The organism is Planctomycetaceae bacterium, from assembly GCA_021371795.1.
In the GTDB taxonomy this organism is placed as follows: Bacteria; Planctomycetota; Phycisphaerae; order Sedimentisphaerales; family UBA12454; genus UBA12454.
This window is the reverse complement of the sequence record JAJFVK010000019.1, coordinates 250,743-264,028: the sequence shown is the minus strand read 5'-3', so window position 1 is coordinate 264,028 and position 13,286 is coordinate 250,743. Positions and strand designations below refer to the sequence as shown.

Sequence of the window (13,286 nt, the reverse complement as noted above, 5' to 3'; positions counted from 1 at the left end):
ATCATCCTTTCACTTGTGCAAAAATAGGTTTCAATGATTGATAATCGGTCGTTCCGATTTTTAACTCATGTGCTTTTGATAAATAGGGCAGGTCAGCCGGCTTTAAGTTCAGCAATCCTGCGCCGAAGCTGTCGGCCGCAACCTGGTCGCAGCCCGCAATCATCATATTGGTTCTTTTTAAGTCTGATGTCGAGCCGCCTGTCGGTCCGTTGGCGACCATTATTTCCGTTGCGTCGAGAATTACCAGCGTCGGTTTAATCAGCATTACCAGTTCGGTAATAATGGTGTTGATATTGGTATGAAATATATTTCTTCCGCCGCCGAGCATCCCATACCAGTTTTTCATCGTCATCGATGCGCCGCTTCGTGCGTGGTCTTTTACGATGGCAATGCCAATGACTTTATCGACTTTCGCCAAAGGTTCATATAGGAAAGGCCAGTTCTTTATCAGCTTCCCGCCGTCAAGCGACATCGGCGTAAACAAACTCTTTTTCGGTAGAATCAGTTGGGCACCGTATTTTTCCGCCGCCGCTGCGATTTGGCTGTTCACAAAACAGCTTTGAGCGTCGTTGATTGGATTGTCGGTGATGTAAACCTTTTTCGCTTTTGCGTACTCGTAGCAGAGCCGTGTTAGCTCGCCAATTATATCAGGATGACTTGTCGCGCAAATCCTCGGCGGACTTGAGAATCCGATATTCGGCTTTAAAAGCACCGTTTCACCGGGCTTTACAAATCTGTCGATTCCCCCCAATAATTCAATTGCTTTATTTACAGTTTGAGTTCTATTTGTGCCTGTTATGACGCTCATAGTCTGACCGGCAATTTGCGGAACGGAAAAATCCTTCAGACCTGTAATTATCTTTTCACTGGCAAGCGTTTTCAGTACATCAGTTTCGTAAAGCAGACCGGCCGCACCCGCGACCGCAGCGACAGAGAAACCTGCCCTGGCTGTACGTGCCATAAATTCTCTTCGCGATATTTTGTCTTGTTCGGTCATTTTTGCTTTGACAGACCCTCAAAAAGTTTTTCTGCTGTTTGTTTCAGGTCGTTTAACGGCGCCGTGCCTCGCACGCCGGCAAAATATACGCCCGCTTTAAAAATTATATCGGTTGTACCAAAAAGCTCCACCGCTTTAACGTTCGGCAGTTGGGAATCTGTTTTTAATTCTGTCCCGCCATTATCAATTAAGAATTGATGATAATTTTTATATATTCCACCTGTCGGATCTTTGCACAGATATGCTGTTATGGTATTTTCGCCGATTTTGTATTCCGCCGCAAAGATATTTTGCAAATCGCTGCCGAAAGCATCGGCACTGATGAATTTGAAACTGTCGGCGACGAGATTTTCCGTTGGAAAAAAATTCTTACCCGGAATTTCCTCTTTACCCGATGATATTGACTTTGCCAACATCGTAACGCCGTTCAATGCTGCCTTGAACAGCTCTGCGTCATTAACGGAAATCACCGTTTCGATATAATATTGACCCGCAGCGGCATAAATCGCATCCGAAGTCGAATATCCCAACTGCGTCCAGTCCAATGCAGTGCCATCGGCACGTTTTTGCATACTGTAAACAGCGAACGCATTATCTGAATTACCCATTTCATACAGATATACTTCCATCCACTTGTCGAGTGCGGAACTATCCCCAAATCGTCTGCACTGGAGCGAAATAAACCCGTTATTCAGGTATAAATCAGCTTTGCCATCGATTTTTTCGTATAAATTGGAAGAAGTGTAATTCTCAACATCGTCTGTCGGTATAAATTTATCGCCGAAAAGGGTGTTTTCCAGAGCGGTATCCTCGGTAAGATAGCATTGCTGCTTAAAACCTACCGCAATCGCTATGCAAAATAGGAGTATTATGACGATAATACTTATAGTTGACTGTTTTTGACTTGCCGACATAAAGTTTTTTATACCAATTGGTATTAGGGCTCGCGCGTTGTGAAGTTTGTAACTTCCTTGCCCGCTTCGCTTTAACCGCGGAGCAACGCGTGACTTTTATTTGAAATCCGTATTACCTGCTTGCAACATTAATCGTTTACAATTATACTGTTATACGGTTGTTAGTCAACTTTGTTGGACTTTACTTTTAAAAAATCGGAGATAAATATGTTTGGTATTATGGATAACATTTTGGCATGGTCTATTGGTATGCCGGAACTGATTGTTATTTTGCTTATCGCTTTGGTTTTATTTGGCAGAAAACTTCCCGAAGTTGCGCGTTCACTTGGTAAAAGCCTTAACGAATTTAAAAAGGGTATGAAAGAAACGCAGGACGATATAGAAAACAAGGTTAACGACAAGGACGAAAAGCCCAAGTCTTAACGGCAGAACAGCAGCCCCAACTCATATAAAATATACATCGGCACAGCCAGTGCTATCTGGCTTATCATATCGGGCGAAGGCGTAACGACCGCGGCTATAAAGAATATCGCCAGTATCACATATTTTCGCACGGATTTAAGAACTGTCGCAGAGAGAATTCCCATCTTGTTCAGGGCGACAATAGCGATAGGCAGTTGAAAGCAAAGCCCAAAAACGAGCATCATAATAAGCATAAAACTGACATAACTCGATAGCGTAACCTGTGTCTGAATCTCTTTGACGCCGGGGTCGAAGCCGATTAGGAATCGAATCATCAGCGGCGAGATAACCAACAGGAAAAACATCGCGCCGGACACAAAAAGCAAAGCGCAAATCGGCGAGACTATGTGTACAAACTTTTTCTCACGGTCGTAAAGGCCGGCGGATATAAATTTCCAAATCTGATAAAATATCCACGGCGAAGAAAGAATGACGCCGAACAGCAGGGCGGTTTTCATATAAACCATAAATTTTTCCGACAGCGTGATAGCTTGCAGTGTTGCAGGCAGACCGGTTTGCTGCTGAACGTCGAAATACGGCTTAGTCAAATGTCCAAGAAAGAACTTTGAAAAGAACAGACACACCGCCAGCGCGACCGCAAGACCGATTACCGCAAGAATTACTCGTATCCGCAGCTCTTCAAGGTGGTCGCCGAGGGACATTTCCAAAAAACTATTATGTTCGTTTTTTTCTGTCATTTTTAAGATTGTTTGTAACGAATTCATCATAACATTACTCTATAATTAATGCAAAGGTCTTTGTGTTTGATTTTGCAGGGAAAAATGGCTAAAATTGACGTATCTTCCCTGAAAGGAAACGTTTATGGCTGACAATTATCCAATAAGTGCAAAAATTTACAAAACCGCCGAGTTTGGCGAATGGAGCATGGAGGATATGCTGTCCTATTTCAAAAAGCACGGCGTTATGCGTGTCTCCGATTTGCACATAAAAGTCGGCGTTCAGCCCGCGTATCGCTTTGACGGCAATCTTATGAAACTCAAGGGCGAACTGGTTACAAGACAAATCGCAGAACAGCTTATCTATCCCTTGCTCGGCGAGGTAAAGGTTGCAGAGTTCAAGGCGAAGAATAATGTTGATGCTTCGTATTCGTTTGCCGGCCTGCAATTCCGAATCAATGTCTTTATGGATAATGACGGCCCCGCGATGGCGGTAAGAGCGCTTGGCAGTGAAGTTCCGCAGCTTGAGGAAATCGGTTTCCCGAACAGCGTTTACAAGGATATCGTGCATTTGCAAAATGGTCTTGTGCTGCTGACAGGCATTACCGGCGCAGGCAAATCCACGACAATCGCTTCGTTTATTGACAGGATAAGCGACATAAAGGCTTGTCGTGTTATTTCAGTCGAGGACCCCATTGAATACATTTTGCACCAGAAGAATTCCGTAATTTCACAGCGCGAAGTCGGCAGGGATACCGCTTCATTTGCCGAAGGATTGAAGTATATGCTGCGTGAAGACCCTGATGTGATTTTTGTTGGTGAAATGCGTGATGCTGAAACAGTCGCGATGACCTTGATGGCCGCAGAAACCGGACATTTGGTCTTTTCGACTCTGCATACGCGAGACGTTACCGGCACGATAACAAGAATTCTCGATTATTTCCCGTCATCCAGACAGGACGAAGTCAGCAATCAGCTTTCATTGGGATTGGCGTATGTAGTTTGTCAGAAACTGGTTCCGAAGAAGGACTCGACAGGCAGATTAGTTTGTATGGAGATCATGAACAATAATTATGCCTGTGCGAATATTATTCGAACCGGCAAAATTGAGCAGCTTTACTCGCAGCTTCAGACAAGAACACGGGAAAAACCGGATGAAAAGATGATTACTTTTGAGATTCACCTTGCCCGTCTTGTCAAGGCCGGAAAGGTTGACCTGCTCGAAGCGAAAAAATGGGTCAATGATTACCAGTGTTTCATCGACGCAATGAACACCGTTACGGTGTAAGTGAATAGTGAAAAGTTAAGAGTGAAAAGTGGGAACAGTTACTTTCAATTGTCCAGGTTGTGGTTATGTCTGTGCGTTTAAGGACGTTTACGCCGGCAGACGCGCACGTTGTTTGCAGTGCAATCAGGGGTTCATCATTCCGCACAGCGATAGCGAACCGGTTAAGAAAATAATACCACCCAAAGAATATGATGAGCCTTTGCCCGGCTATTACGAGGCGGTTTTCAAAAAGTCATACGCGGCGATTTTCAGCAAACAAAGTTTTACGACCCTGATATTCATTCTCATCGCAATAACTTTTAAATTTTTCCTCGCGCATCTTGATTTTACTTTCAACTTTGCCTGCAACAGCGGCGGCAAAATATTTATTCCACTTCCTTTGGGCAGCATTTTCGCCGGCATTGCCTGGGGTGCGATTTTCTGGTGCTATGCGGAGATTATTTATGCCACTGCTTATGACACTGAAGCATTGCCGGAGATTACATTTGGCGGAGGATGGGGATTTATCGCCTCTGCGTTTAAATCGCTTATTTCATTTGTTATGGCGATGGTTATTTCATTGATGCCGACGGTTATATTCAAAATCATATTAAACGCTGCGGGAATTACATCGAATTGGGCGTTAATTCCTTTTGTGGTGTTGTCGATATTTTTGTTTCCGATGGCGGTTCTGCTGGTCAGTATTAGCAGAGATATCCAGACGCTTTTCAAGCCGAGGCATTTCATAATACCGATTAAAAAAGCATTTCGGTATTATTTAGTTCTCACGATATTTTTTTACATTACATGCCAGTTGCAGATTTGGAGTCGTAACTACGGCGATGTCAAAACGCTGTCGATTTTTATTATTTTTCTGAATCTTTTGTTTGTTCTTTTTATTCAGATTCTCGCGGTTTTCGCAATGAGAGCGACGGGCCTGTTTTACCGCCATTTCGCCTGCTATATTGAAATTTGATAAAATTCCGCTGCTCTTAACTATTCACTCTTAACTCTTGATTATCTGTCTTTATTGTATATACTTATCACGTCATGGCAAAAAAAGTTAAAATTGTAACACTTATAGAAGATACCGCCGAAGGCGATGGCCTTCTTTCAGAGCACGGCATAAGTTTCTGGATAGAGTTCGGTGAACATAAAATTCTGTTCGACACCGGCCAGACGGGCATTATCCTGCGCAATGCGGAAATTCTCGGCATTAACCTTGCCGAAACGGACGCGATTGTAATCAGTCACGGCCATTATGACCACACGGGCGGTTTGGAGCCGGTACTTAATATCGCGACAAAAGCGAAAGTATATATACATCCTGATGCGCTTGACAAGAAGTATCATTTTGGCGGAGGTTCGAGCAGAGCGATTGGGGTAACAGGCGGGTCTAAAAAAATTATCGCTTCGCATGCTGATAAAAATCAGGTTATATGGACAAAAGACACGACAGAGGTTGTGCCCGGCTTTTTCGTCAGTGGGCAGGTGCCGCGAACCAACAGTTTTGAAGTTGAAGAGCAGGATTTTTTCATTGATGACCAGGGAGCCGAGCCGGACGAACTGAATGATGACCAAGCGGTTTATTTCAACACGAAAGACGGTTTGGTGGTTGTCTTTGGATGTGCTCACGCGGGCGTTATCAACACACTCGACCATATAACAAAAACCAGCGGCGTGCAGCAGGTTCATACGATAATGGGCGGCTTCCATCTTATCGGCAGCGGAAAAAGCAAAATTTCAAAGGTTATAGACAACCTTGAGCGTTTTGGCGTTCGCAACATCAGCCCCGGCCATTGTACAGGTTCGGAAGCGGCGATGGAGTTTAGAAAACAGTATCCGAAACATTGTTTTATGTGTTCGGTCGGCACAACTCGTGAGTTTCAGGCGATATGACAGAAAAATCAATACAAAACAAAGCACATGTATTCGGCCCTGTTCCGTCGCGCAGGCTCGGCAGGTCTCTGGGCATTGACCTTATACCGCACAAGACCTGCACGTATGACTGCCTGTATTGTCAGGTGGGTTTGACAACGGAAAAGACCGCAACACGGCAGAGCTGGATTGCGGTCGATGATATTATCGCCGAGCTGAAGGGCAAACTGCTGACAAAGCCGGACTGTATTACACTTTCAGGCTCCGGCGAACCTACGTTGTATATTCACTGTGGCAAATTAATCGCCGAAATTAAAAAGATTACAGATGTTCCCATCGCCGTCATTACGAATGGCTCGCTGCTGTGGATGCCGGAAGTTCGCAGTGAATTGCTTGCCGCCGATATAGTAATGCCGTCGCTCGATGCAGGCGATGAAGAAATGCTTAAAAAGATTAACCGACCCGCTCCGGAAATTACATTTGATAAAATGCTACAGGGGCTTATTGATTTCCGAAAGGAATATAAAGGCAAGTACTGGCTGGAGGTTTTCTTAATCGCCGGCCTGAATGATAGTGATGAGCAAATCGCGAAAATTGCCGAGTGTGTTAAAAAAATTAATCCTGACAGAATCCAGCTTAATACTGTAAGCCGTCCGCCTGCCGAAAAAGTGGCTGCGATGACTCCGCAGCGATTGGATGAAATAGCCAAAAGAATTGGTAACAATGCCGAAGTGATTGCGGATTTCAAGGGCGTTGTGAGCGAAACTTTTGCGAGCAACTCGGAGGATATTGTAGAAATGCTTCGCCGCCGTCCGTGCAGCGCTGATGATATTGCCGCCGGACTGAAATTGTCGAAGCTTGAAGTATTGAAAGCCGTCACGGAACTGATGAAGTCGAAAAAAGTCGAATCTGTTCAGCAAAACAATAAAACTTATTACAAGAGTTAATAAAATGAATACCTCTGTGAACTCTGTGGCAATCCTATGGAACTAAAAGTTACTTTTCAGCCGCAGGGCAGAACCGTTTATGTTTTGCCCGGCACAAAAATAATTGAAGCCGCCGCCATTGCGGGCGTTATTGTAGACACGCCTTGCGGCGGGGCGGGCACGTGTAAAAAATGTAAGATTACAATTATCGAGCCTTCCGGCGAAAGATTTGACTGCCTTGCATGTCAGCGAACGATAGACAAGAATACCATAATCGAGGTCCCGCAAAATTCCCTGCTGTTTAGCCCTGACAAAATCGTTGTCGATTCGGAAATAATTCATAAAATCATACCAGACAGAAAGTGCGAAAACGGCGAATGTTTTGGCGTCGCTGTTGACATCGGCACGACAACTTTGGCCGCGTCTCTGGTCAATCTTAAAGACGGCACAGAGATTGCCGTGATGGGCAGCCACAATCCGCAGATTTCTAATGGCGACGATGTTATCAGCAGGATAAAATTTTCAATCGAGAATCCCGAAGGTCTTGCAAATTTGCAAAAGGCTGTCATTCGGCAGATTAATTCGATGATAGACAATCTCTGCAAAAAGGCCGGCATAAAAAATCATAATATTTTGGAAATTTCTGTTGCGGGCAATACCGCGATGCAGCATTTATTCCGCGGCATAGACCCCGCACCTCTGGCGCAATTGCCATTTGAGCCGAATTGGTTAGGCGGCGAAAGCATAAAGGCCTCGCAGCTTGATATACACATTAATCCCCAGGGCGTGATTTATATTTTTCCGGTTATTGGCGGCTTTGTCGGCGGAGACATTTCAGCCGGCATGCTCGCCGTGGATTTGCTCAACCAGCCGCAGCCTTTGCTGATGATAGATATTGGTACAAATGGCGAAATAGTGCTGGTCAACGACAATAAAATTTTCGCCGCATCGACTGCCGCCGGCCCTGCGTTTGAAGGGGCGGGCATATCTTGCGGTATGCGTGCGATGTCCGGCGCTATTGAGAAGGTCAACTTCGATAATAACGAAAATAAATTCATTTGCAATGTCATCGGCGATACTAAACCTGTCGGCATTTGCGGCAGCGGCCTTATAGATATGATGGCAGAATTTCTTAACGCCGGCGTAGTTGATTGTACCGGCCGAATGACAGGCGAAGAAATTGAACTTGCCCCAAAAGTAAAAATTACGCAGAGGGACATCCGCCAGATTCAGCTTGCTGTCGGTGCGATACGTGCTGGAATAAGTATTATGCTGAAAAAAGCTGATATTAAGTCGTCGGATTTGAAACGTGTTCTTGTCGCCGGCGGTTTTGGCAGCTTTATTCGCAGAAATCACGCCCAGTGTATCGGTTTGCTGCCTGCTGATGTAAGCCATGAAAAGATTTCGTTTATTGGCAATACATCGCTTGCCGGCGCTAAAATGGCGTTACTTTCACTTGATGCCAGAAAGAAAACACAAGATTTAGCTGACCAGACGGAGCATATAGAACTGTCCGCGGATTTTGATTTCCAAAACGAATTTGCCAACGCGATGATTTTCCCATAACAATCATCCTGTGAATGATATTTTCGGATTAATCGTTGGGAATATACAGTTTGCGTCGTTTGATATAATCTATCACTGCCGGGGGCAGAAATTTACTTACATCCTGTTCGTCAACAAGTTGTTTGCGTATTTCCGTACTGCTGATTTCGAGCATTGGCGTTTCGAGCATATTTTTTTTAAGGTTTGCGATATGTTCAGGGCTTAATCTTCCTCGCAGGCTGTCGAAATTGGGCTTTTGATAACCACCTCGATTCATCACACAGATATTGCACTCGCTCAATAAATCGTTGATTTCGTGCCATAAAGGCAGGTCTTTGAGCATATCAGCGCCGATAAGCCAGTAGAATTCGCAATTTTCGCCTAATTTTTCGTGTAATTGCCGGATGGTATCGATTGTGTAACTTGGCTCGGCTCGATTCATCTCCACATTGCTTATCTCAAAGTCTTTATTCCGTTCGATAGCCAGTTGTATCATTGCTATTCTGTCAGTGTCATAAGCGACCGGCTGTTTGTTTTTGAGCGGAGAACGTCTTGCAGGGATGAAAAAAAATTTGCTTGCACAGATTTTTTCCATTGCGCAGATTGCGACTTCGATATGACCGTTATGTATTGGGTCAAATGTGCCGCCGAACAGTATTATTTTTTCTTTCGTCATAATATCTAACAACCAAACTGTTGAAAACTATAAATAAAATTTAAAATTTTTTCTTCTGCTGGAATATTTTGCATAACCTTTTTTCATTTTAACATAAATTTTTGCGATGACAATTGTTAGTGTCGAATGTTTGCTGTGAGTTTTGTTTTTTTCGTAGTTGTAAATTCTAAATCTTTTCTTGTTAATGAAAAAATCTTTGATTTTGTTAAAATATTCACGGTTTTCTCTGTTATCGCATCTGTTGGAAAATAAAAAACTGTGCGTAAAGTTTTTAAATTTGAATTTATTTTTGCTTACAAAAATCTTGTGTATGCGATTTAACTTGGTGATTTTTGAATTTTTGTAAAGAAATTTGTATTTATTTGTCGATAAACTTGTTATAGAGATGTACTTATGACGAAAATCATTTGACACCTTGTATGAAATCTGTGAAAATTCTCATTCGAACCTAATTCCGAAAGGAGGTGAACGAGAATGGCAAAGAAAAAAGCTAAGAAAAAAGTAGCAAAAAAGAAAAAATAGTTCTGTGAGTTGGTCGTTGCTTTGATTCGCTACGGCAAAGTTAAGCAAACGACTGCAGGACTGTGGGCCGTAACTCAAAATTTTGATTTTTAGCTCACAAGGTAACGGAAGATTCTGACGCGCCACGGCAGGGTCTTCCGTTTTTTTATGGCTTTACACAACCGTACATACTGCTATAATTCGCTTTCATTACACTTTTTATTAAAGGACAGGTTATGAAATACATCAGCACACTTTGCGTTGTCGTGGTTATTCTTTTTTCATCAGGCTGTCAGCAATCACAGCAGGCATCTCCGAATTCATCTGGTGTGGATAAAAAAGGCAGACTTATGGCCGCTGAAAACATCAGTTTAAAGGATGAATTGGCAAAGACCAAATACGAGATGGAAAAACAGAACAAACTTCTTGCCCAGTGTAAGCAGAACGCTGAAAAGATGAAAAAACAGATTTCGATAAGCGAAATGCAGCTTGATTCGTTAAAGACCTCTGTAGCCGGCAGCGCCAAAGTTATAGCTGATTTGAAGAAGCAGCTCGCGGAATGTCAGAATATGGTTGAAGCCAAAGACTCGCCCGCTCTATGTAAATACAAATTTGAACAGCAGAAGAAATTGCTGGACGAGTGCGAGAAAGCAAAGCAGGAAATTGAAACCACCTGCGACAGTAATACCAAATTTCTTATGGATCAGCTCCCGACCGATTTGATGAAGGAGGTTGAAACCCTAACTGCCGAAAACCAGAAACTGGCTGAAAAGATTGCCGAGCTTGAAAAATCTGCCGGCAAATCATCGCAATAAATATTAGGTGTTTACCATAAAAAAAGGGACAGGCTCGATGGCTTTGTCCCTTTTTTTGTACATTTTTTATAGAATCAGCATTTCTTTTTCATTGCTGCAGCGACCAATCCAGTGAACATCGGCTGCGGACGCAACGGTCTTGATGTCAGACACGGATGCGACTGTGTCGCGATAAAATACGGATGATCCTTTAGTTCCAGAATCTGCATAATCGGGTGATTTGGTGCTTTGCCGGAGAAGACAAGCCCGCCTTTTTCGAGTGTTTCGATAAATTTGGGGTCAACTTCATATCTGTGTCTGAATCGCATTCTGATGGTCTTATGATTTCCGAAGAGTTTATGTGCGAAACTGTCGGGTTTGATTTCGATGTCATGGCCGCCCAGCCGCATATTGCCGCCGAGTTTTTCAATTTTTTTCTGTTCCGGCAGAATATCGATTACAGGCTCCGCACACGCAGGCTCGATTTCCGTACTGTTGGCTTTCTTGAGTCCGCATACATTCCTGGCGAACTCAATAACTGCCATCTGGAAGCCCAGACAAATGCCGAGGAACGGAATATTATTGGTTCGTGCGTGTTTGATGCACAGGATTTTGCCTTCAGTTCCGCGAGTTCCGAATCCGCCCGGCACAATTATGCCATCAACGTTTTTCAGATGTTCGTCGACATTTTTCTCGTTTATTTCGCTTGTATCGATCCAGTCGATTTTGACTTTGCACCCCAGTTCAATGCCGGAATGTTCCAGCGCGTTAATAATCGATGCGTAGCTGTCCCGCACCGAAGTATATTTGCCGGTGATACCGATTGTAACTTCGGTTTTTTCTTTGCCGATTTTATCTGTGAAATCGCACCATTGGGCCCATTGCTGTCGTTCTTTGCGAAGGTCGATTCTGTCCTCGATGTGCAGCAATCTCAATACTTCGAAATCCATTCCGCATTCGCGAAGCATTGCCGGTATTTGATAAATGCTTGCCGAGTCCGCCAGGCTAACGACTCTGCCGATAGGTACGTTGCTGAATACGCTGATTTTCTGTCGTGCCTTTTCGTTTACTTCACTTGCCGCTCTGCACGCGATGATGTCCGGCTGAATACCGCTTTGCATTAATTGTTTGATACCGAGTTGAGCGGCCTTTGATTTTTGTTCGCCGAGGATTCGCGGCTCAAGAATATATGTCAGTGCGACAAAGCAGCAGCTGGTCGGCCCTTCTTCATAAGCCAGTTCACGCATCGCTTCGATGTAGAATGCGTTTTCTAAATCGCCCACCGTTCCGCCGATTTCGACGAACACGATATCGGCTTTTGTTTTTTGTGCCAGCGTCCGCAGCCGGAGTTTCACTTCGCCGGTAACGTGCGGAATCATTTGCACATCGCGTCCGAGATAATCGCCGTGCCGTTCCTTATCGAGAATCGAGCGGTAAATCTGACCGCTTGTTGAAAAATTTTCTTTACTCAAATTCTGGTCGAGCATTCGCTCATAAGTGCCCAGATCCATATCTGTTTCCATTCCGTCGTCGAGCACAAAAACTTCGCCGTGCCGAAACGGATTCAGCGTGCCCGAATCGATGTTCAAATAGCCTTCCAGCTTGACAGGGGCGACTTTCAGTCCTTTATCCTGCATCAGTTTAGCCAGACAGGATGAAAATATACCTTTGCCAAGCCCGCTCATCACTGTTCCCATCACGATGACGTATTTGGTTTTGCCTTTGACGTATCCTTTGGGTATTGGCGAAAAATATTCACTGTCCGTAGATGTATCACTTATGCTTGCTAATAATTCATTTTTGTCTGTTTTATCTATCATATTATGCCTTGTTTTTCATTCTATATATAAATTCTTCATATTGCTCCGGCGTGTCAATCCCCGGCGCGATATGCGATACAAGTCCGGTCAGAATTTGAAATCCGTTTTCGAGCACACGAAGCTGCTCAAGTTGTTCAATTTGTTCAAGCCTGCCCATCGGCAGTTTAGTTATTGCCAGCAGGAAATCTTTTGTATAAGCGTAAATCCCCAAATGCCTGAAATAATCATTGAAATCTCCCACAGGCGGATTTTTCCGGCAGTAAGGAATAACCGAACGCGAGAAGTACAATGCGTTTCGACTTCTATCGACGACGACTTTGACGATATTCGGATTTTCGACCTGTTCTTTGCTGTCGAATTTCGCGATAAGCGTTGCCATTTTCGTTTTGGCATTATCGATCATTAACCTTGCCAGCAGTTCGACATTCGCCGGCTCGATTTCAGGTTCGTCTCCCTGAACATTGATAATTACATCGACATCGATTTTCGACACAGCTTCAGCGATTCTATCGGTTCCGCTCTGATGAGCCGCCGAAGTCATTACGCATTTTGCGCCGAATTCGCCGCAGGCCTTTTGCACGATATCGCTGTCGGTTGCGATGATAACATCTTCGATTACGCTAACTTTACGTACCTGTTCCCACGTATGCTGGATAAGGTATTTGCCGGTTTGTTTAGCGAGAACTTTCCCTGGAAATCTGGTAGATTCGTAACGGGCGGGTATAACAGCTAATATTTTCACATTTTTTCCGCAGCGATAATTATTTTTTTGCTTAAATTTATATTAACACTGCCGGATTATATTAGTCACATTGCAGCCGCTTGTCAA

General features: G+C 43.9%; 13 protein-coding genes. 7 read left to right on the top strand and 6 right to left on the bottom strand.

Features of this window, described 5'->3' with window-relative positions; genetic code table 11:
• Window position 1 precedes the first annotated feature (1 nt).
• Window positions 2-997, bottom strand: coding sequence for a DUF362 domain-containing protein (locus LLF92_09850; GenBank protein MCE5341410.1), 996 nt, complete (start codon window positions 995-997; stop codon window positions 2-4).
• Complete coding sequence (locus LLF92_09845) at window positions 994-1,911, bottom strand: hypothetical protein (protein MCE5341409.1); 918 nt, start codon at window positions 1,909-1,911, stop codon at window positions 994-996. Before LLF92_09845 ends, LLF92_09850 begins: the two co-directional genes overlap by 4 nt.
• A gap of 231 nt (window positions 1,912-2,142) precedes the next feature.
• On the opposite strand from LLF92_09845, the gene tatA reads away from it, so the two are divergent.
• A complete protein-coding gene (gene tatA, locus LLF92_09840) occupies window positions 2,143-2,334 on the top strand; it encodes a twin-arginine translocase TatA/TatE family subunit (GenBank protein MCE5341408.1) in 192 nt (63 codons plus the stop codon).
• Here tatA and tatC read toward each other — a convergent pair.
• Window positions 2,331-3,101, bottom strand: coding sequence for a twin-arginine translocase subunit TatC (gene tatC, locus LLF92_09835; GenBank protein ID MCE5341407.1), 771 nt, complete (start codon window positions 3,099-3,101; stop codon window positions 2,331-2,333). The two genes, tatA and tatC, sit on opposite strands and share 4 nt — an antisense overlap.
• Before the next feature lie 94 nt (window positions 3,102-3,195).
• Here tatC and LLF92_09830 point away from each other — a divergent pair, with 94 nt between their 5' ends.
• The 5 genes from LLF92_09830 to LLF92_09810 all read left to right on the top strand — a co-directional run bounded on the left by LLF92_09830 (window position 3,196) and on the right by LLF92_09810 (window position 8,687).
• Window positions 3,196-4,338: a PilT/PilU family type 4a pilus ATPase gene (locus LLF92_09830; GenBank protein ID MCE5341406.1), complete on the top strand. Its 1,143-nt coding sequence runs from the start codon at window positions 3,196-3,198 to the stop codon at window positions 4,336-4,338.
• Window positions 4,339-4,366: 28 nt separating this feature from the next.
• The gene (locus tag LLF92_09825; GenBank protein ID MCE5341405.1) at window positions 4,367-5,293 is read left to right on the top strand and encodes a hypothetical protein; all 927 of its coding nucleotides are present in this window, start codon (window positions 4,367-4,369) and stop codon (window positions 5,291-5,293) included.
• A gap of 74 nt (window positions 5,294-5,367) precedes the next feature.
• Complete coding sequence (locus LLF92_09820; GenBank protein MCE5341404.1) at window positions 5,368-6,216, top strand: MBL fold metallo-hydrolase; 849 nt, start codon at window positions 5,368-5,370, stop codon at window positions 6,214-6,216.
• Complete coding sequence (locus LLF92_09815; GenBank protein MCE5341403.1) at window positions 6,213-7,142, top strand: radical SAM protein; 930 nt, start codon at window positions 6,213-6,215, stop codon at window positions 7,140-7,142. The genes LLF92_09820 and LLF92_09815 overlap by 4 nt, the downstream gene beginning before the upstream one ends.
• A gap of 36 nt (window positions 7,143-7,178) precedes the next feature.
• The gene (locus tag LLF92_09810) at window positions 7,179-8,687 is read left to right on the top strand and encodes an ASKHA domain-containing protein (GenBank protein MCE5341402.1); all 1,509 of its coding nucleotides are present in this window, start codon (window positions 7,179-7,181) and stop codon (window positions 8,685-8,687) included.
• Between the two features lie 28 nt (window positions 8,688-8,715).
• Here LLF92_09810 and nadD read toward each other — a convergent pair whose 3' ends face one another.
• A complete protein-coding gene (nadD, locus tag LLF92_09805; protein MCE5341401.1) occupies window positions 8,716-9,342 on the bottom strand; it encodes a nicotinate (nicotinamide) nucleotide adenylyltransferase in 627 nt (208 codons plus the stop codon).
• A gap of 737 nt (window positions 9,343-10,079) precedes the next feature.
• On the opposite strand from nadD, the gene LLF92_09800 reads away from it, so the two are divergent.
• On the top strand, window positions 10,080-10,658 hold the full coding sequence (locus LLF92_09800) for a hypothetical protein (protein ID MCE5341400.1): 579 nt from the start codon (window positions 10,080-10,082) through the stop codon (window positions 10,656-10,658).
• 74 nt (window positions 10,659-10,732) lie between these two features.
• Here LLF92_09800 and LLF92_09795 read toward each other — a convergent pair whose 3' ends face one another.
• Both LLF92_09795 and kdsB read right to left on the bottom strand, forming a co-directional pair.
• On the bottom strand, window positions 10,733-12,457 hold the full coding sequence (locus LLF92_09795; GenBank protein MCE5341399.1) for a CTP synthase: 1,725 nt from the start codon (window positions 12,455-12,457) through the stop codon (window positions 10,733-10,735).
• A 1-nt stretch (window position 12,458) separates the two neighbouring features.
• Complete coding sequence (gene kdsB / locus LLF92_09790) at window positions 12,459-13,199, bottom strand: 3-deoxy-manno-octulosonate cytidylyltransferase (protein ID MCE5341398.1); 741 nt, start codon at window positions 13,197-13,199, stop codon at window positions 12,459-12,461.
• Between the last annotated feature and the right edge of the window lie 87 nt (window positions 13,200-13,286).